This window comes from Polaribacter haliotis, from assembly GCF_014784055.1.
GTDB lineage: Bacteria > Bacteroidota > Bacteroidia > Flavobacteriales > Flavobacteriaceae > Polaribacter > Polaribacter haliotis.
Map to the genome: position 1 here is coordinate 284,362 of NZ_CP061813.1, position 20,342 is coordinate 304,703.

21 protein-coding genes are annotated in these 20,342 nt (G+C 28.1%); 3 read left to right on the plus strand and 18 right to left on the minus strand.

The genetic code is table 11. From position 1 onward, the window contains the following. Positions 1-7: 7 nt before the first annotated feature. From H9I45_RS00890 to H9I45_RS00945, 12 genes are all read right to left on the minus strand, one after another. Complete coding sequence (locus tag H9I45_RS00890; protein ID WP_088355053.1) at positions 8-883, minus strand: relaxase/mobilization nuclease domain-containing protein; 876 nt, start codon at positions 881-883, stop codon at positions 8-10. 493 nt (positions 884-1,376) lie between these two features. After that, complete coding sequence (locus H9I45_RS00895) at positions 1,377-1,571, minus strand: hypothetical protein (RefSeq protein ID WP_191141238.1); 195 nt, start codon at positions 1,569-1,571, stop codon at positions 1,377-1,379. Further along, positions 1,572-1,919: a plasmid mobilization protein gene (locus H9I45_RS00900; protein WP_088355051.1), complete on the minus strand. Its 348-nt coding sequence runs from the start codon at positions 1,917-1,919 to the stop codon at positions 1,572-1,574. It abuts the gene before it with no gap. 129 nt (positions 1,920-2,048) lie between these two features. Next, the gene (locus H9I45_RS00905) at positions 2,049-2,906 is read right to left on the minus strand and encodes a DUF8464 domain-containing protein (protein ID WP_088355050.1); all 858 of its coding nucleotides are present in this window, start codon (positions 2,904-2,906) and stop codon (positions 2,049-2,051) included. Positions 2,907-2,993: 87 nt separating this feature from the next. After that, positions 2,994-4,151 (minus strand): VapE domain-containing protein, encoded by a 1,158-nt coding sequence (locus tag H9I45_RS00910; RefSeq protein ID WP_088355049.1) that lies wholly within the window; start codon positions 4,149-4,151, stop codon positions 2,994-2,996. A gap of 96 nt (positions 4,152-4,247) precedes the next feature. Further along, positions 4,248-4,538, minus strand: a complete 291-nt coding sequence (locus H9I45_RS00915) for a helix-turn-helix domain-containing protein (protein WP_088355048.1) — start codon at positions 4,536-4,538, stop codon at positions 4,248-4,250. Beyond that, entirely contained in the window at positions 4,535-4,891 is a 357-nt protein-coding gene (locus H9I45_RS00920; RefSeq protein ID WP_088355047.1) for a hypothetical protein, read from the minus strand. Before H9I45_RS00920 ends, H9I45_RS00915 begins: the two co-directional genes overlap by 4 nt. A gap of 109 nt (positions 4,892-5,000) precedes the next feature. After that, the gene (locus H9I45_RS00925) at positions 5,001-5,978 is read right to left on the minus strand and encodes a hypothetical protein (RefSeq protein WP_088355046.1); all 978 of its coding nucleotides are present in this window, start codon (positions 5,976-5,978) and stop codon (positions 5,001-5,003) included. Positions 5,979-5,981: 3 nt separating this feature from the next. Continuing rightward, positions 5,982-7,130, minus strand: coding sequence for a site-specific integrase (locus H9I45_RS00930; protein ID WP_088355045.1), 1,149 nt, complete (start codon positions 7,128-7,130; stop codon positions 5,982-5,984). A gap of 171 nt (positions 7,131-7,301) precedes the next feature. Continuing rightward, a complete protein-coding gene (mnmE, locus tag H9I45_RS00935; protein ID WP_088355044.1) occupies positions 7,302-8,696 on the minus strand; it encodes a tRNA uridine-5-carboxymethylaminomethyl(34) synthesis GTPase MnmE in 1,395 nt (464 codons plus the stop codon). Between the two features lie 141 nt (positions 8,697-8,837). After that, on the minus strand, positions 8,838-9,740 hold the full coding sequence (locus tag H9I45_RS00940; protein WP_088355043.1) for a mechanosensitive ion channel family protein: 903 nt from the start codon (positions 9,738-9,740) through the stop codon (positions 8,838-8,840). A gap of 26 nt (positions 9,741-9,766) precedes the next feature. After that, positions 9,767-10,267 carry a Dps family protein gene (locus tag H9I45_RS00945; RefSeq protein ID WP_088355042.1) on the minus strand — a complete coding sequence of 167 codons (501 nt, stop codon included), beginning with the start codon at positions 10,265-10,267 and terminating at the stop codon, positions 9,767-9,769. A 191-nt stretch (positions 10,268-10,458) separates the two neighbouring features. Between H9I45_RS00945 and H9I45_RS00950 the strand changes: the two genes are divergently transcribed. Beyond that, positions 10,459-10,797: a DUF4870 domain-containing protein gene (locus H9I45_RS00950; RefSeq protein ID WP_088355041.1), complete on the plus strand. Its 339-nt coding sequence runs from the start codon at positions 10,459-10,461 to the stop codon at positions 10,795-10,797. Positions 10,798-10,997: 200 nt separating this feature from the next. Here H9I45_RS00950 and H9I45_RS00955 read toward each other — a convergent pair whose 3' ends face one another. The 4 genes from H9I45_RS00955 to H9I45_RS00970 all read right to left on the minus strand — a co-directional run bounded on the left by H9I45_RS00955 (position 10,998) and on the right by H9I45_RS00970 (position 15,147). Further along, positions 10,998-11,429 carry a DUF4268 domain-containing protein gene (locus tag H9I45_RS00955; protein ID WP_088355040.1) on the minus strand — a complete coding sequence of 144 codons (432 nt, stop codon included), beginning with the start codon at positions 11,427-11,429 and terminating at the stop codon, positions 10,998-11,000. Positions 11,430-11,538: 109 nt separating this feature from the next. Beyond that, on the minus strand, positions 11,539-12,120 hold the full coding sequence (locus H9I45_RS00960) for a MiaE family protein (RefSeq protein ID WP_088355039.1): 582 nt from the start codon (positions 12,118-12,120) through the stop codon (positions 11,539-11,541). Between the two features lie 2 nt (positions 12,121-12,122). Then, complete coding sequence (locus H9I45_RS00965) at positions 12,123-14,312, minus strand: SulP family inorganic anion transporter (protein WP_088355038.1); 2,190 nt, start codon at positions 14,310-14,312, stop codon at positions 12,123-12,125. 1 nt (position 14,313) lies between these two features. Further along, complete coding sequence (locus H9I45_RS00970; RefSeq protein ID WP_228454999.1) at positions 14,314-15,147, minus strand: universal stress protein; 834 nt, start codon at positions 15,145-15,147, stop codon at positions 14,314-14,316. Between the two features lie 123 nt (positions 15,148-15,270). Between H9I45_RS00970 and H9I45_RS00975 the strand changes: the two genes are divergently transcribed. After that, entirely contained in the window at positions 15,271-17,124 is a 1,854-nt protein-coding gene (locus H9I45_RS00975) for a cation:proton antiporter (protein WP_088355036.1), read from the plus strand. 7 nt (positions 17,125-17,131) lie between these two features. Here H9I45_RS00975 and dnaX read toward each other — a convergent pair whose 3' ends face one another. Next, a complete protein-coding gene (gene dnaX, locus H9I45_RS00980) occupies positions 17,132-18,826 on the minus strand; it encodes a DNA polymerase III subunit gamma/tau (RefSeq protein ID WP_088355035.1) in 1,695 nt (564 codons plus the stop codon). 319 nt (positions 18,827-19,145) lie between these two features. On the opposite strand from dnaX, the gene msrA reads away from it, so the two are divergent. Next, entirely contained in the window at positions 19,146-19,799 is a 654-nt protein-coding gene (gene msrA / locus H9I45_RS00985; protein WP_088355034.1) for a peptide-methionine (S)-S-oxide reductase MsrA, read from the plus strand. A gap of 143 nt (positions 19,800-19,942) precedes the next feature. Here the strand turns inward: msrA and H9I45_RS00990 are convergent, their stop codons facing one another. After that, the gene (locus tag H9I45_RS00990) at positions 19,943-20,326 is read right to left on the minus strand and encodes an RNA polymerase sigma factor (protein ID WP_088355033.1); all 384 of its coding nucleotides are present in this window, start codon (positions 20,324-20,326) and stop codon (positions 19,943-19,945) included. Positions 20,327-20,342 lie beyond the last annotated feature (16 nt).

Sequence of the window (20,342 nt, forward strand, 5' to 3'; positions counted from 1 at the left end):
TTCATCATTATCTTTTTCTCTTTTTTCGCTTCTTATTTCTATCTACATCACTTATTAAGCTATCTGAATTATCAATAAAGTTATCTGCGGAGTTTTTTGTCTTATTTGAAATGAATTTTTGGCTATTATTTTTTAAGGATTCTGTTATTATTTGGTTCTTATGCTGTTCTTTCTCCTTACTTTCATAGCTAAACATTCGCTTTATATTATTAAGAGAGAGTTTTCTGTCTATTGCAGAACCTTTTTTTTTAATCCCATTTTCATCTGTAAATGAAATGCCTCTTCCAACTTTTACCTTAATGTTTTGATTTTTAAGTATAAAAATTAAGTCATCTAAGTTATCTGAAAATGTAACTGCTTTGAGTATTTTGTCTTTTAATAATATAGTTCGCTTGTCTTGAGAAATAAAATCTTCTTCTTTTCTTATAGCTTCTAATCTTCTTTTAACTTTACGTAATTTATATTTTTGCTCTACCATTCTTGCAAAATCCATATTTTTATAATGGGTGTAATTATCTCTTACAGCTAAATTGTTTTTTTTAATTCTACTAGCAACAATATGTATATGTTCTTTGTCCGTGTTTTCCATATGTATATATACAGCATATAAATTATTCTCAAATCCAATTTTTTTTGCGTAAGATTTAGAGATGTCAATCCAATTTTGATTATTTAAAATTCCTTTATCCTCTGGGGCTATTCTCATTTTAATATGAAAAGTTTTTTTTAAACACCTTTCATTTATCTGCTCGATTTGTTTCATTTGCTGATAAATTTGATTTGCATTTCCTAAACATTCATTAGCATGCAAAAATTCTCCTCCTTTTTGACAATAATTAAGAGCATTATGGCAAAAATCAATAGTTTCTAGTTGAATTATCATTCAAGTTCTTTTAATTGTTTTTCCAATTCTTTCTTTTTAATACTTTTATTATACATGTTAAATAATTGATTATATTCTTTTGTGATTGCAGAATCATTTTGTTTAATTTTATTTAGAAGTCTAGAGTATTGATTATCTAATTTACCATCATCTTTATAATAGAGAAGATAGAGATAATTGTAAAAGTTTTGATAGTTTTTAATTTCTAACTGATTAGTATTCCTTTCTTTCAAGTAAGGAGGGATGTATTTAAAACCATAAGAAAATATAAGTAAGCATATTATAGATATTAATAATAATTTTGAAGTAAATGGTGAATCTTTACCGAAAATTATAATCTCTTTTTTTATAGAGTTATTAATTGGAGTTTTATGATTTTGAATAGTTTTTTCTAAATTCTTCGATATTTTTTCTAGACTAACCTCTAATTTTTTCTTATTCAGAACTTCGTTATTAGAATTTTTAAAGATTCTTTTAAGTTCTTCTGATATTTCTAATATTTTTTATTTAAAGATTCTAATTTAATGCCATGATTTTTATTATTTACTATGTCTATTTTATTAGATATACTATTTAATTTATCTTCATTATTATCATTATTTAATTGATCAATTTTGTTAGAAATACGATCTAAATTATCAACCACATTTTGCATTAATTTTAAAAGGTAATTTTCGTTTTCTGACATTTATAATTGAGATTTAATTTCTAAAATATGTTCATTTAATAACTCTATACTTTTCAAAACTTCTATTTGATCTCCAACTTGAAACTGTAATCCAGAATTTAATTTTTTAGCAATCTGATTTAAATTCACGCCAATTTTATTAAGTTGAGAATTGTATTGTTTTGTTTCAATTTTCATTTTTTTAGGTTCAAATATTGGTCTTCCTAATTTCTCTAAAACTATATTTCTTATAAAAAAAGATGGTTTTATTTGTAGTAACTCACAGTGATTTTTTATGAGTTCTTTATCTTTTAAATTTATATAGAAAACCATTTTTACTTTAGGGTTTGTCTTATCTTTTTTAATCATAATTAAATTTATTTTTTTACTCTTATGAACATTTTTTATGTGAATAAGCCAGGTGTATTCAGTTTTTATTTAGTGCACGAAGTAGGCACTAAATGGAAACTGAATGCACTCCTGGCAAAGCCACTGTTGCTATTGTTTTATATTTGTTAAGTATTCATTTAGATCATTATAATTTTTATAGTGTATACGATTATCTATAATTGAGTTTTTGAATTTCATTTTTAAATATGCAGTAGCTTTATTTCCTGCGTTATCATTATCGAAAAATAATTTTATAGTATCGTAATCGATTAATAAGTTGGTTACTTTACTTACCATAGAAGTAGAGTTAAGAATGATGAAATTTTCTTTTGGGATTTGTTTTTTAATTGTCAAATACGATAAGAAGTCAGACCAAGATTCGAAGATTGAAACAATTTTAGAATTGTTATTAATTGTTGTAATTTCCTTTTTCCCCAGGCAAATTTTTCTAAAATTTTCACTGATAATGTTTGTGATTTCTAATCCGCCGGAATCATTCATAAATCCAATTCCAAATATTTCGTTACCATTAGAAAAAGAATAGTGTACCTGAAAGCAAAATCGTTTAGCAAATTGTAAATTGATTTTCCGATTAGAAACATAATCTAATAATTTCTGATTGTTAAGTTCTGTTACTTTTTTTATAGAATAAGTTGGAATAGTTTCATTTATAACAGTTTTTTTTTGCTGGTGAACAGGAAAAGTATTTTCTGATAAAATTATTAAAGCTTCTTTAATTGAACAGTTATTGTATTTCATTATAAAATCTATAATAGTTCCTCCGATTCCTTCACCAAAGTCATACCAAACATTTTTATTAATATCAATTTTAAAAGATGGCGTTTTTTCATTATTTCTAAAAGGTGAGTAAAACCAAATATCTTTTGTATAAGTTTTACCAGTTTTAAATCCTTGTTTTTTTAGATATGAAGCTAGGTCTATTTGTTTTGCTTTTTTACAATTCATTTTATTTTTCTTTTGGTGATTTTATCTTACCCATCTTACCTTTTTTATAAAAAAGGTAAGATGGGTAAGATCATTTAAGGAAAACTTTTATTTTTTTCGTAACTTGATTAAGTATCCTTTTACTCCTGTGATTTTGCTGTTGATTCTTTTAAATTTTAACTTTCTTAAAACTTTACCAATCGCTATGTGACTTACAGACGAGTACTCTTTCTTAATTATCATTGTTATTGTTGTGGTTGTCATGAAATGATCTCTATTATCTGATTTTTCAAATAGTTGATTTATTAAATCTTCTTCGATAGTTGACTGTTTATAGTTTGCATTCCTTTTTTCATTTTCTTTTATGTCATTTACAGTTAAATCACAATTAAATGCTTCATCCTTGTAGGCTAGATGAAAAGCTTGCTCCCAAACTTTATTGATATCAATGTCTTTTGAGTAATTAAAATCAATCTGACCTATCAGCTCTATGCAGACCCATCTAACATTGCCTGTTTCGTCTTTTAAAAAATTTATAAGGTTAGTTGAGCCGATAAAGGAGCAATTCCGGGTCTGGTGAGAGTTGTGTTTTGCATATGGTAACCTAATGTTTATATGTGTTTTTGAAAACATAGATTTATAGGCGTTTATGTATTTTGCCGAAAGTTTATCTATTTCATCTAAATTGATTAAAAGATTTTTACATAGTTGGACTAGTCCATCTCTATCATCACTGATGTTTTCTGCTATATGTTTTTTCAATTCAGGAGGGCATAAAAACCTACATAGTGTGCTTTTTCCAGAATTTTGTTCTACTTGCACAAATACAATACATTGTTTGTTGTAGAAATCTTCTTCCAATGCAGTTTTTACAGTTCTTGCAAGCCACTTTTTTAAATGATATTCAAAAAAGATATTATCATCAGTTGGAATATATGAGATTAGTTTTTTAATATGGTCAATCTCATCCCATTTATTAAGGTTCTTGAAGTACTCTTTTAAAGGGTTAAATTGTTTTATATAATTAGAGCCTAAATAGGTATAAAAATCATCTTTTTTAAATTTGATTTTCTTTTTTGTTAGTTCAATTCTTAATGAATTTTCATTTAGAACCTTCCATTTTTTAGAATCTTTAAATTTTATAAGATATTCATGAGATATTATATTAAATACTATATCATATCTTTGTTTTAAATAATTATCAATTAAATCAAATACCGTTTTATTAGATAATTTAATGTTCACATAAAGTTTTTGTTCATCCATTTTATTAGATAAGTTGGAAACTGTATATTTGCATATACAATATTAAGTTAGACTATAATTTTGTTAGACAAAAAGCATAAAAGAATTGCAGTTCTTTTATGCTTTTCTTTTGTTTTGAAGTGTATAGGTTAGAGCTTCAGATTCTATATCCTGCTTACATTTAACTTCATTTTGAAGCATCCAAGACTCTAACTTTTCTTTTTCAAAAAAAATGCTACCTTTATTAGGCTTACTATGAGGAATTTCTTTCAAACTCGTTAATTTATACAAATAGCTTATTTTGTATCCAGTTACTTCAGAGGCTTCTTCAATATTTAAAACTTTCTTTTTAAAGAGTAAAAGTCTTTCAATCCTTTCCAATCTTTCATATAATTTTATTATATTCATAATGTTTTGGAATTTAGATTATTAATGGTTTTAGAAGTTTGAATTTCTTCTATTTCAAATTTTATAATATTTTCTAACGACTCAATAAATGTCCAATTTTCAATGTTTTTGTCATAATTTCTTTCCACGTATATGTGGTGAAACCATTCAAAAAAATCATTAATATCTGGCATTTTTTTACTAAAAATTATTTTAGCATCATCCATTAAAGCCAAAAAAAGGCTTAATTTTTCGATATCATTCTGATTTAATTCTGCCTCTTTTTGTTTTAGGGTAGAATAATCTGTTAAAGTTTGGAAAAAGATGTCTGATAGTTCATCTTTTGATAATTCCTTTTTTATTATTGTATTCATAATTAATTGTATATTAATTTTGAACAAAAACGTTTTTGTCTTCCTTGATTAAGAATTCTGAAACAAAGTAAAGGAAAGTAAATAGTAGAAGTGTTTAGATTGTATATATCTAAACAGATTTTAACAATTTGTACATTAATTGATCTTCATCTTTTTTGTCATTCGTTCTTTCTCTTCTTTGAGATGCTGAAATTGAGCCAGCGGTAAAAAAACCTTTAATACCAGACGTGTTTTTAAAGAGTTTTGATTTTTCAATATCTTTTAATGTTAATGATACTTTATACCTTTTACAGAACCATTTCTGAAATATGTAAGTTTGATAGTGGTCCATAATTAAATATATCAAAGAACCATGTTCGTTCCAAGGCTTTAATAGAACATTAATAAAGTCTTCAACTTTAGTTGTTTCGGTATTTATAAAATCAATTTTTAAAACATTATATAATTTTGTTAGATCTTCTTCTAATATATTTAACTTGAAACTATTATTATCCATATTATTTTCAAGATTTACTATTTGAGAAATTAAAATTTCATTTTCTTTTTTTAAACCTTTCCAATTATTAATTTTATAAATTAAACTATTTTCTAAATAATCTAAAATAGAGGATCTACTAAATATAGAGTTAGTGTTTTCAAATTTTTTCCAAGTATTACTCTCAAAGTTTATTGAAGATTCTTTTTCTAATTTTTCTTGTACTATTGACTTAATTAAATTATTAATAATAATTTCACATATTTCTTTTTGACTTTCATGTAGATCTTGATTGGAACAATTAAATCTAAAATCTTCATAATTTCTATAATCACCAAATGAAAAAAATAAATTACAATTTTCTTGGGAAAGTATTAAGCCTGGATCTTTTCGCAATAAAGATGAAATTATACCCATAAACTGAATTAATGAAGTTTCAGAAATTCTAAATTTTATTTCATCTCTATCAAAATTTCTCAATTTTGTAAATGCATTTAAAATATATCTGGTGTTAAAATCTGATTGAAAGTCTACAAATTGTCCTTTAGAAATAAGTAATTCTAATTCTTTATCATTTAGATTTCTATTTTTGTTGTATTCGAAATTACTCATAATCTATAAAATATTTAATTCAGGTATTAAAGTTGCAGCTTCTTTCATTTTTTTATCAATGATTTTTGCATATATTTCTGTGGTGCGAATTTCTTTATGTCCAAGTCTTTTAGAGACTGTATAAATGTCTGCTCCATTCTCTAAAAGAAGTACAGCATTGGTGTGACGGGCAGAATGAAAAGTTATGTGTTTTGTAATACCTGCAAACATGCACCAGCGTAAAAGAATCAAGTTCATTTGTGCGCTATAATGTAAATTGACAAAAACCCTGTCGTTTTCATCTTTTCTTTCTCCTAATAATTCTCTGGCTTGTTTTGATAGATATAAATATTCAACTCCATTAGTTTTCTTTTGAGAAAAAACTAATCGATGAATGTCTTTTCCGTCTTCATCTTTTCCTTCGTCTCTAATTTCACTCCATATCATTTTATTAATATCTGACCAACGAATACCACTCAAGCAACTGAATATAAATGCAGATTTCAAAACTGGGATTTTGCAATCAGTTTTAGATAGATTTTGAAGCTCGTCAATAGATAAATATTCTCTATGAGTTTCACCCATTGGAATGCTTTTAACCTTACTTACAATATTTTCATTAAGATATCCTTCTTCAAAAGCTGCGCTTAAACAGGCTTTAAATTTATTGTAGTAAGTGTGTTTTGTGTTTTGAGATAAAGGAGCACCAGACTTGGCAGTAGCTTTAGTGTGTAAAAATTTTTGAAAATTTTTAACAAAATCTATATTTACATCTTCAAAGGTTGTGCTAATAGAACAAAATTTTTCAATATGTTTTCCAGCAGCTTCCCAATTATCATAATTCTTTTCAGATTGATAGCGTTCTTCTTTTTTAGATTTATAAAATTGAAGAAAACTATGTTTACTTTTATTTCCGTTTTGAATTTTAAACTTCCCTTGATAATAATCAGCTTGTCTAATTGAAAGTATTTTTTCTGCAAGTTCAAGAGTCTCTTTATTAGTGTCTTTTTCCTTTTTAGATTTAGGGTCAATAATTAAATATTTCTTTAAATATTCAAATTCTCTATTGTGTTTGGATTTTCCTTTTTCATCAGTAAAAGTACCTTTGTAGTATTCTATGAAGAGGCTATATTTACCTGTATTTAGTTTTTTCTTTTTTAGAGTAATTTTCATAAAAGGTGGATTTTTTTACACCTCAATGGAAATTAGTAGTTTTGAGGTGGATTTTAGCGTCCAATATTGTCCTCCAAAAGTAAATTAAAAGAAAATGAAATCAAAGAAAAAACAGATAAAATACTGATTTTAAGTATTTTGTTTTCCTTTAGTTACCTTTGTTTTACTTTTTTACTTCCCGATACAAAAATTACCAAAAATATGCCCTAAAATATCCTTATCCACATCATATTCTCCAGTAATGTTGCCTAAATGACGCAAACATTCTCGAATATCAATAGAAAATAAATCGGTCGAGATTTCTAAATCAATTCCTTCTTGTACAGAAGTAATTGCCATTAAAGCATTATTTAAAGCTTCAAAATGGCGAGAATTGGTAACAATAGTTTCGTTGTTACTTAAAGCACCTATGTTAACTAGAGAAGTTAATTCGGCTTTTAATTCTTCAATTCCAGTTTTGTTTTTTGCAGATAAAAGAATTAAATTTTCAATTTCAGATTGTAAGATGGAAGAATCATGACATGATAAAGTATCAATTTTATTAGCAATAACTAATAAACGTTTATTTGGAAAACGCTCTTTAATCGTTTTAATTTCTTGTAAAAAATCTTCACTAGAATAAGAAAATTTATTAGAATCTATTAAGAATATTATTAACTGTGCATTTTCTGCTTTTTCGTAGGCTTTTTTAATACCAATATTTTCAACAACATCTTTTGTTTCTCTAATTCCTGCAGTATCTATAAAGCGAAATGCAACACCATCAATAATTAATTCGTCTTCAATTGCATCTCTTGTAGTTCCTGCAATATCAGAAACAATAGCTTTTTCTTCGTTTAAAAGAGTGTTTAAAAGTGTAGATTTCCCAACATTTGGCTCACCAATAATAGCAACAGGAATTCCATTTTTCATAGCATTTCCAAATGCAAAAGAATCAATCAAACGTTTTAAAACGAAAGTAATTTTTGCAACCAATTCTTTAAATTTAGTTCTATCTGCAAATTCTACATCTTCACCAGAAAAATCTAATTCTAATTCAATTAAAGCTGCGAAGTCTAATAATTGTGCACGTAATTCTTTTAATTCATTGGTAATGCCACCTCGCATTTGCTGAATTGCCATTTTATGACTCGCTTCAGAATTAGATGCAATAACATCTGCAACAGCTTCTGCTTGGCTTAAATCCATTTTTCCATTCAAAAAAGCACGCATGGTAAATTCCCCATTATCTGCCATTCTACAACCATTTTGTAAAAATAATTGTATAATTTCTTGTTGAATAAAACTGGAACCATGACAAGAGATTTCAACTACATTTTCGCCAGTATAAGAATTTGGGTTTTTAAATACAGACACCAAAACTTCATCAACAATAATATCGTTATTAGTAATATGCCCTAAATGAATGGTATGCGTTTTCTGTGTTTTAAGAGATTTCCCTTTTTTTATCGACTTAAAAAAAGTGTCAACAATTTCGATGGATTTGTCTCCAGAAAGTCTTATTACAGAAATTGCACCAACTCCAGAAGGAGTTGCTAAAGCGATAATTGTATCTTGTTGCATCATACTGCAAAAATACGTAAAGATTTTTCAGAAAAATAAAAAGTCCACCACAATTTGTGATGAACTTTTCAGGCAATTCAAGGGGGATATCGTTGCAAATTTATGTACACTAAAATTTAAGTGTTATCTTGGTTTATTAAAATATTAATAAGCACTTTCTTCTTCTTTCTCTTTTTTCTTATCTTCTTTAGAAACTTGCGATAAGTTCAATTTGTTATTTGGTACAAACTCTAAAGTTCTCATTGGGAATGGAATATTAATATCTGCTTTATCAAAAGCTTTCTTAATTTCTATAATAGCTTTACTTTTTGCTTTTAATTTCTCCAAAGCATTTTCAGAATCTATCCAAAATCTGCATAAGAAATTAATAGAACTATCGCCAAATTCGGTAAAATAGAATTCAACATTTTTACCAATTTCATCTTGGTCAAAATTAGCTGTAATCGTCTTCTTAGTTAACTCTTCCACTTGCTCTAAATCTGCACCATATTCTACACCACATTCAATAGCAATTCTCATTTTTGTAGTTAAAGAGTAGTTTTTAAAGGGGCTTTCTAAAATAGTTTTGTTTGGAATTACAACCATATTATTGTCAGCCTCTTTCAATACAAAATAGTTTAAATTAATATCCATAACTTCTCCAGAATAGCCACTTGTTTCTACCCAATTCCCAATATTTAAGTTTCTTCTAAAAGATAAAACCACACCCGATATTGTGTTCGATAAAGTCCCCTGTAAAGCCAAACCAATTACAATACCAGAAACCCCAGCTGCAGAAACAATAGTCTTTAAAGTATCGTCGAACTTAAGAACGGTCATTGCTAAATACAAACCAACTAAAATAGTAACTGCAGATGCGACTCTAGACACTAAATCTCTAACCGATTTTTGGCTAATTCTCCTTCCAATTGTTTTGTTAACTATTTTATTCATTGCTCTGGATGCGAAATACGCAATAACCAAAACAACCAATGCAATTGCCAAGTTGGGTATATTTTTTAAAAATATATCTTTCCAGGCTTCTAATTTTTCTATAACTTTATCCATGTTTAATTTTTATTTATTTTAATATATTATTTTACAAAACTTGTATTCAAAACGTCGTTTGTATCTTTAGACCAAGCATTTAACATCCAAGTAGATTTTTCTAATTCTCTAATGTAAGAACCTATTAAATCGATAGTTCCCTCGTCTTTTACTTCATTTGCTTTATCAATCACTTTATTTAATTGTTCTAATAAAATACTATGATCGTCAATTATAATCGCTACCATCTCTTTGTCAGTTAACAATGGACTTGATTCTTTCACTCGCGAAATTTCTATGTAATCCGATAATTTACTAATAGGATGGTATTTAAAAGTTACAATTCTCTCTGCAACTTCGTCGATTTTTATTCGAGTATCGTTATACATTTCCTCAAATTTTCTATGTAACTCAAAAAAGTTTTTACCTAAAACGTTCCAATGAAAATTTCTTAATTTCTGATAATAAACATGATAATCTGCCAACAACACGTTTAATTCCGATACGATTGGTAACATTCTCTTATTTTCCATATTTAAGTAATTCATGTAACAGAATTTTAAATTATTAATTATACAAAACTAAGGAGGATATGTATTTTATCTTACCTCAGACAATTTTCATCTTAACGCAAATCAAATTAATAATTGCCAAGTATTTTCAAAATTTTAAAAGAAAAAGTTGTAACAAATCCCTTAATTTTGCGACAAATAGATGTAACCAAACTTTAAAAACAAACATGAAAGAAGACAGACAACTCCTTGTAATAACACATATTAGTCAATTATTAGATTTCGTAACTGGAATTGGAGGCTTTATTGTACCATTGGTTTTATGGCTTACAAAAAAGGATGAAGTATTAGGAATGGATTTTCACGGAAAAGCAATTTTAAACTTTAGAATATCGATGTTTTTGTATATTTTAATTTGTATTCCGTTAATAATATTATTTGGCTTAGGTATAATAGGAATAATAATTATTGCCTTTTTCTATCTGATTTTTCCAATAATTAACGCTGTAAAAGCCAGTAATAACGAACCACCAAATTACCCATTCAGTATAAAATTTATAAAATAATAAATAGCAGAAATCGTCTTTTTAAAAGACGATTTTTTGTTTAAAAATGTTTTTGAAGAAAATTATTATAAGAATTTGGGCGTTCCCTAAAAAGGTCGGGCTTTTCGCTACAATCTTTTGCCTTAAAAAAGGCAAAAGGATTTCCACTGCAATCCCTAACGCGTGCTTGTTAATAAACAAATAGCTTTCACCGAAAAGAACTATATATTTTTTATAACATCTTCATATTCATAATAGAAGAGTTCGAATTTTGGCATTGTTTCCACATAGAATTCGTAGCAATCTCGCCAAGTATTTTTATTATAAACACTAAATTTCCCTTCAAAAGGCACATAAATTCTATGAATTAGTTTTCCGCTTTCTAATTCGTATTCATTATCAAAAATTACTTCAGGAATATCAGTTTCCATCAACGTTTTTAAAGAAAGAAGCTGGTCGTAATAAAGCATATTTACCAATTCATCTGGGTTCTCCAAATCCAAACAAACCATGGCTTTCTTTCTATCTGCCACAAATTTGAAAGAAAAACCTTTCACTTTCGTATTATACAGCAACCATTTTCTCGGAAACGATTTTCCGAAACTTGTCCAAAAGTCTTTTCGTAATTGTGCAGCTTCGTCTTTGCTAAACATTTTTTCAGTTCAAAGTTTAATATTAAAAATTCAATGCTCAGAGTTTAAGATTTTTGGGTAAAACTTTAAATATTAAATATTAAACCTTAAACCTTAAACTTTGAACCCATTACCCATGAATCTTCGCTACATTTCCACGTTCACGCATCATTTCTGCTTCAAAAGCTAAAAGTGCATTCCATTTTTCGTCTACAATTGTTCGATCTTGGTATTGTCTTGCAAACTGTAAAAAAGTAGTATAATGTCCAGCTTCAGAAATCATTAAGTTTTTATAGAAAGTCTGTAATTCTTCATCTTCCATATTTTCGGAAAATACTTTAAAACGTTCACAACTTCTTGCTTCAATTAATGCAGCAATTAATAAACGTTGCACCAAAGCATTTGTTCTGTCTTTTGTTTTGGTAAAGAATTTCTGTAAACGGATTGCATAATCGTTTTTTTGCTCTCTTCCTAAAACCATTCCACGTTTTACCATTAAAAGATGCACCATTTTAAAATGTTGCATTTCTTCAATAGCAATATTGCTCATTTCTTTTACAAGCTCGGTTTCTTCAGAATAATTTATAATGATGGAAACAGCGTTAGAAGCCGCTTTTTGCTCTAAAAAAGCATGATCTGTAAGTATTTGCTCTAAATTTACTTTGGCAATATCTGCCCAAGAAGTTTCTGTTTCAAACTGTAATCCTAACATTATTATAGTATTTTTTGTAAGCCAGAACCAAAATAGGCGAGGGCTTTAATTTCTTTTACACTTGCCAAACGTTCTTTGTCAATTACTAATAGACCAACGTCTGTAGCTTCAATATGATATTGTTTGTTGCTTTCAAAGAACAAAACTAATTCATCTGTAAAATAATCTCTAATTTTTTCTTCGTTTTTTCCAGATAAGTAAAAACGTTTACTAAAATCTGGGTGCTCATCAATATCAATATCTTTATAACCTGCAAAATGATAAATATATTCAAAAACACCTTCCTTATCCAAAGTAAATTTTGGAAGCATTTTTTTAGGATGAATATGTAACATAGTTGCTTTAATTACTTGCTTAGCAATTAATTCTCCTTCCGAAAACTGAACATCGAACATAGTACAATCTTCGTTGGATAATACATTAGAAACCTTTTCTATATTTCGAGTTTTAAAATAACCGAAGTTTGGCAATTCTTCCATTTCAATATCAGAAAAAGCATCGTAATTATAATGCATTTCTTCACTAATTTTCTGAATCGATTTTTGTCTTTTAGTTAAAACACCTTCTTTTGGAACAAACTTTTTTGGTAACAATTTACGCAATGCAAATGGATGTTCACTTCCAGATTTTGCATCGTCTAAACCAATGACTTCAAAATGCCCACCTTTTCTATCGAAAGCAGCACTATAGTTACTCATGTTCTCCATCACAGAATGATCCACAAAATCACACAAAGAAAAATCGATAATGGCTTCTTGTGTTTCAGGAATCTGATCTAGCTTTGTTTTTAGTTTTGTGTAGTTTAAAAACGAAGAAAAATTCTTTACACTCACATAATATTTCTCATCTTCTTTAAACATTAACACATTTGGCTTTAAAGCATTTTTAAAAAATAACATTGCGTTTTTATTGATAAAAACATGAATTACGAATGTGATAATGATTCCACTTAATATCCCAATAATCAGACTTGTAGCGATTGTTATTAAAAGTGTTACTGTAAAAATTATTAATTGTTCTTTACCAACCTTAAATACCTTTTGAATGTTTTTTGGAGAGGCTAACTTGTAACCTGTAAAGACTAAAATAGCCGCCAAAGCTGGTAAAGGAATCTTACGTAATTCAGCAGCAAATAAGACTATAAAGAGTATTAAAAAAGTAGCGTGAAAAAAGTTTGCAGATCTATTACTACCTTTATTATTTACATTTACAGAACTTCGTGCAATTACAGTTACTACATTTAAACCGCCTAAAAAACCACTAATTACTGTTGCAATTCCCAGCGCTCTAATATCTTTATTTATGTTCGATCTCCTTTTTAAAGGATCTAGTTTATCCACAGCTTTTATACTTAATAAACTTTCGATACTAGAAATTAATGTAATTGCAATTACTGCATTTATAAAATCCGAATGATAAACTTTCCCAAAATCTGGAAAAGCAAAATTCGATAAAATATCATTTGGTAAACTAATTAGTAATTCTTTATGGATTGGATAATCGTGAGTAGAAAACAAATCAAAATAATAATACAAACCAACACTTAAAACAACTATCCACATTGGAGCAGGAATTAGCTGAAAATATCTATTTCTAATTTTACTATAAAAAATCATAATTAGCAAACTTATAATTCCTATTGCTCCTGCATAAAACATACTGGAATCGCTGGTTTTTACAAAGTTTACAATTCCTTCTGGAACTTGAATTAAAAGCTCTATAATACTACCTTTTGCATTCAAATTACCTAACATAACATGAATCTGTTTGGCGAAAATTCCAATTCCAATGGCTGCTAACATTCCTTGTATGGCTGAAGCAGGAAAGAAGTCTCCTAAAGATCCCAATCTTAAGAAGCCAAGGATAATCATTATAATTCCAGAAATTACAATTGCAGCAAGTGTGTATAAAAAACCTTGTTGCATGTCTCCATTTCCAAGTGTTGTAATTGCTGCTAAAATAACTACAACAAGACCATTTCCAGGACCAGTAATAGTTACATGAGAGCCCCCAATTAATGCGACTACAGTTCCACCAACAATAGCAGCTATAATTCCTGATATTGGTGGTGCACCAGAAGCTAAAGCCAATCCTAAACCTAAAGGAAGTGCAATTAAAGAAACCACAAAACCAGAAAAAAGGTTCTTAGGAATCTCACTTAAAAATGTTTTAAATGTATTTTTTTTTGTCATTTTATTTTACAATTAAAACATCTGTTGGTAATTCCGATAAAATATATTCGATATCATGTGGAAAAATTCGATCGAAAATTCCCATTTTAGTTGGTGCATTCATTACTAATAAATCAGCTCTTTTTACACGTGCATAATGTCCAATAGAGTACCCTCTTTTTCCAAAAATACTTTGTGTTTTTATATCTATACCCTCACAATTAACTTCTCTTATAATATTTTTTACACGAAAATCTTCCCTAGATTTTATACGTTCTTTTACAATGGTAGACTTTCTTAAGGTTTTATCGTCACTAACTTTTACATGTAATTCTGCCTGACTAATTTCTTCGACAATCGTTAATTTTTTACAACTTAATTTTTTAGAAAAAAAGATGGAAGTTTTAATAGTTTCTTCTGTTTTTTTATCATGTAAACCATTTACAATAATGTGTTTACATGTTACTCTTTCTATGGAAGGTTTAATTAGTAATAAAACAGAACAAGATGCTTTTCTAGTTATTTTTCTTGCAATAGAACCTACATAATATCTTAATAGATTTTCTTGTTGGATGGCTCCTAAAATTAGTAAATCTATGTTTTCCTTTAAGGAAGTTTCAAGAATTACATCAACAGGTTTTCCTTCTTGCCAAATTGTTTTTAAAGATTTTTTTAGAACCTCTGCTTCTTTTAATAAAGCATTAATTTTTTGTTCTTTTTCTGGAGTTTTTTCACCAACATGAACACCAACTAATTCAGCATCAAACATGTTTGCCATTCTAACAGCTTCAAAAAGGTTCGCTTTTAAGTTGGGAGAAAATGCAATTCCGATTAAAATTTTTTCAATTTTTTGCAAAAAGTCTTTTAAAATAGGATGAACGCACAATATAGGAAACTTTATAAGAAAGAAAAAAACTATAAAATTATTTTTATCAAAGGGAAACATCCTTAAATTTACTTTTTTGAAAATTAAAAATATATGTTAGAATTAGCAGGAATAATTATTTTAGGAATATTGGCACAATGGGTTGCATGGAAATTTAAAATTCCGGCTATTTTACCCTTAATTTTAATAGGTTTATTAGTTGGACCAATAGCTGCTGAATTTTTAAGTGAAGATGGTTCTAAATGGATAGAACCTATTTGGAATGGAAAAAAGGGTTTATTTCCAGGAGAAAGCCTTTATTACTTTGTCTCATTAGCCATAAGTATTATTCTTTTTGAAGGTGGATTAACCTTAAAAAGAGCTGAAATTAAAAATGTAGGACCTGTAATTACCAAATTGATAACAGTTGGTTCTGCTATTACTTTTTTCGGAGCAGGAGTTCTGGCACATTATATTTTTGATTTAGGATGGGATCTTTCGTTCCTTTTTTCTGGATTAATTATTGTTACAGGACCTACAGTAATTACGCCAATACTAAGAAATATACCTTTAAAGAAAGATATTTCTACCGTTTTAAAATGGGAAGGAATTTTAATAGATCCAATAGGAGCCTTAGTTGCAGTATTGGTTTTCGAATTTATTAGTGTTGGAGGTGGAGGAGGGTTTACCAAAACAGCTTTAATAGAATTTGGTAAAATCTTGTTATTCGGAACTACTTTTGGGTTTACTTTTGCGCACGCATTAATGTATGCAGTAAATAAAAAATTAATTCCACATTATTTATTAAATGTAGTTTCATTATCGACAGTATTACTTGTTTTTGTAGCTTCAGAAATTTGGGCTCATGAGTCTGGTTTATTGGCAGTTGTTGTAATGGGAATGGTTTTAGGAAATGGAAAATTAAAAAACTTAAAGGAATTACTTTATTTTAAAGAATCTTTAAGTGTTTTATTGATTTCTATCCTTTTTATACTACTAGCAGCAAATATTAATATTGAGGATTTATTGTTGTTATATACATGGAAAACAGCTGTATTATTTGCAATCGTAGTTTTTGTAATTAGACCTCTAGCTGTTTTTGCAAGCACATATAATTCAAAATTAAAATTAAACGAAAAACTATTTATAAGTTGGGTAGGACCAAGAGGTATTGTAGCTGCAGGAATTGCTTCTTTATTTGGAAGTAAATTATTAAAAGAGGGTGTAGAAGGTGCAGAATATATTACGCCTTTAGTTTTTATGATTGTTTTAGGAACCGTACTTTTAAACGCAACAACAGCTAGATTATTTGCGAAATTGGTAGGTGTTTTTCTAAAGAGTTCTAATGCAATTTTAATTGTTGGTGCATCCAGTCCAGCACGATTAATTGCGCATTATTTGAAAGAAAACGATAAAAGAGTGGTTTTAATTGATTCTAACAAAAACTTTATTCAGGAAGCGAATAATATGGAGTTAGAAGCTTATGCAATTAATATCTATGATGAAGATTTAACTGATAATATCGAATTAAACGATGTTGGGTATTTAATTGCAATGACTGGAAGCGAAGCCGTTAACCAATATGCAATTAACAACTTTTCGAAAGCATTTGGTGAACATGGTGCTTTTAGACTAGCAACTTCTAAAGAAATTAGAAATACAGGTGATACTAGTAGAACACAGTATTTAACACCAAAAGACGATTATATTAATTTAAGTGAAGCTTTTAGAGACAATCCTAAAATTTACGAAGTAGAGATTGAAACGAATGATGCTTACGAAGCAATGCTTTCTAAATTGTTTAGAGAATCTAGATCTGTACCTTTATTTGTAAGAAAAGACGAGGAAATATATTTAATACCTGAGTATGAAAAGTTAAACGAACCTAAAGAGAATTGTACTTTGGTGTATTTAGGAAAACCTTTAGAGGAGAATAAAGAAAGTGTTAACAGTCAGGATAATAAATAATTACTATTTATAAATCCAGTTCAAAAGTCTGACGTAATTTATCTAAAAGCGGATTTTTCTCTTTTAACTTATTATACTTTTCTTGTGGAGTATAAGCGAATTTTTTTTCGACAGTTTCGTTTAAAATAGTTTGTATATCAATTCCGTAATTGTTTAATTTTTCACGTAAAAATTTCAGCAATTTAGGGCGTCCTTTTAAAAATTGATCTTGCATTAATTTATTTGGAACCGTAAATGAAATTTTAAAGGCATCATTCAGTTTTGGTACATCTGTACCTACAATAGAAGCCATACTTCTTTCACCTTTTTTAATAAGAAAAGTTGTGTATTCTTTCCAAAATCCTTGTAATTGTTTTTCAGTAAAAATGTCTTTTGGATGGTTGTCGAAATTCTCTTCAACAACTGTTTTTTTCTTTTCTTTTTTATCGTGAATACTATTTAAAGAGAAAGAAGATCTTCTTTTTGCAATATTTAATATTGGTTTTTTTGTAGTATTATTTTCAACAGCAATATTAGTTTGAGTTTTTAAAACTGGAGTTTCTACCTTTTTTTCAATAGGTTTTACAACTTGCTTTTTTACAGGAGAAAGTGCTTGGAAAAAAGTAGCTGGTATTATGTAGTTAGCCGACTTTTTTTTTTCTCCATCGAAAGTGATAGAGGCAATTTGCATGAGCGTTAACTCCACCAGCAAACGTTGGTTTTTACTTGCTCTATAATTTAAATCGCAATTATTGGCTTTCTCAATAGATTGCATTAAAAAAGGAATGCTCGCTTTTTCGGCTTGTTTTAAATATTTCTTTTTAGCAGCATCTCCAACTTCTAACAATTCTAAGGTTGCTTTGTCTTTTGCCACCAATAAATCTCTAAAGTGACTTGCCAATCCGTTTATAAAATGATGTCCTTCAAAACCTTTTCCTAAAACTGAATTAAACGTATTTAAAACATCAGGAATTTTATTTTCAAGCACCAAATCTGTCATATTAAAGTACGTTTCGTAATCTAATACATTTAGGTTTTCAGTAACAGCTTCACGTGTTAAGTTTTTTCCTGAAAAACTAACAACTCTATCAAAAATAGATAAAGCATCTCGCATTGCACCATCCGCTTTTTGAGCGATAATATGTAAGGCATCGTCTTCTGCAGTAATATTCTCTTTCTCACAAATGGTTTTTAAATAATTTTTAGCATCTAAAACACCAATTCTTTTAAAATCGAAAATTTGACAACGAGATAAAATAGTAGGAATAATTTTATGCTTTTCTGTTGTTGCTAAAATAAAAATAGCATGTGCAGGTGGTTCTTCTAGGGTTTTTAGAAACGCGTTAAATGCTGCTTGAGACAACATATGTACTTCATCAATAATATAAACCTTGTATTTTCCTGTTTGTGGTGGAATGCGAACTTGGTCTGTTAAACTTCGAATATCATCCACAGAATTATTAGAAGCAGCATCCAATTCAAAAATATTAAATGCAAAATCTTCGTCTTCCGATAATGCTGCATCTTGCTGATTTATCTTCTTCGCCAAAATTCTTGCGCAAGAAGTTTTACCTACACCTCTTGGACCAGTAAATAATAAAGCTTGTGCTAAATGATTATTTTTTATAGCATTATCTAACGTGTTTGTAATGGCTTGTTGCCCAACAACATCTTCGAAATTTTGAGGACGGTATTTACGTGCTGATACTATAAAGTGCTCCATTTAATTATTTTAATGCTAATAGTGTCAGTTCGAAAGCAGTCAAAAACCTAGAATTATAAATTTTGACTCAGAAAAACAAGACTATTTTAATGATTATTTAACAAAAATAACCATCTAATAGGGTTTATACAAATACGTTTCTTAATAAAATGCTAAAGTTGTAAACAACTGTAAATAGAGCTGTAATTTTACGACTTAATAAATGTTCGAAAGATTTATTTTCGAGTTAAAAGTTCCGAAAATTGCACTGAGATCTTTTTTGCAATGTTCTTAGTGCAATTTTTAATTAATAATAAAGTAAAAAAAAAAAATAATAAATATGAAGTTGATAAAACCATTATTAGTATTGTCTTGTACACTTTTACTAATTTCTTGTTTCGGATTTTCAAATAAGAAAAAAAGCGACCAACAAGCTACATATGTTCCACAAGAAGGGACTAAAGTTGCTTATTTTGCAAGCGGTTGTTTTTGGTGTGTAGAAGCAATTTTCGAAAGCGTAATTGGAGTAGAAGAAGCAGTTTCTGGTTATGCTGGTGGAAATACTTTAAACCCAACTTACGAAAAAATTGGAACAGGAAAAACTGGTCATGCAGAAGCTGTAGCAGTTTATTACGATCCTAAAAAAGTAAGTTTTGAAACCTTGGTAAATGTGTTTTTTGGTTCTCACGATCCTACAACTGTAAATGGGCAACATCCAGATTATGGGACACAATATCGTTCGATTGCTTTCTACAAAACAACAAAAGAAAAACAAACTATCGAGACAATTCTAAATATTCTTAATGATAAAGTCTATAATGGCAAAATTGCAACAGAAGTTACTAAATTAGATCGTTTTTATAAGGCAGAAGACTATCATCAAGACTTTGAAAAAAGAAACCCAAATCAGAGTTATGTTAAGGCAGTTTCTATTCCAAGATTGAATCGTTTTAAAAAGAAATTTCCAGAATTGTTGAAGAAAGAAACTCATTAAATTCAAAAAAAACTTAAAAATTAAAGCAACTCATTGAGTTGCTTTTAATATAGAATTAATATTTTCGTATAAATGGTCTTAAAAATTTATTTTTTTTGTTTTACAACTGAAATTGCCAATTTTACTATGGTTACTATTTAAGTTTAACCTTTAGAATAAATTAGGTTTAAGATTCTATTATTTTTTTTATCAACTGCATTATTGGAATCTAATATGGTTTTTATTGGATATTTATTTGATTTTAATTTAGATTCGATATTACTTTTAAAGTGTAAACTTTCTACTGCTTTGTTCTTTGCAATATTTAAAATCCATGTAAAAAAACGTCCTTTTTTAGCTGAATAGTCTTCAGAATTATTCCAAACATGTAAAAATACTTGTTGCGTAATTTCTTCTGCAATATTTTCATCTGTTAAAATTGTATTAATGACACCATTAATACTTTCGCAATATTTAAAGTGTAATTCTTTAAAAGCTTCTATATCTTTTTGCTTTAACCTAATAATTAAATCGTTTAACTTATCCATCGAAACTTGTTTGTTA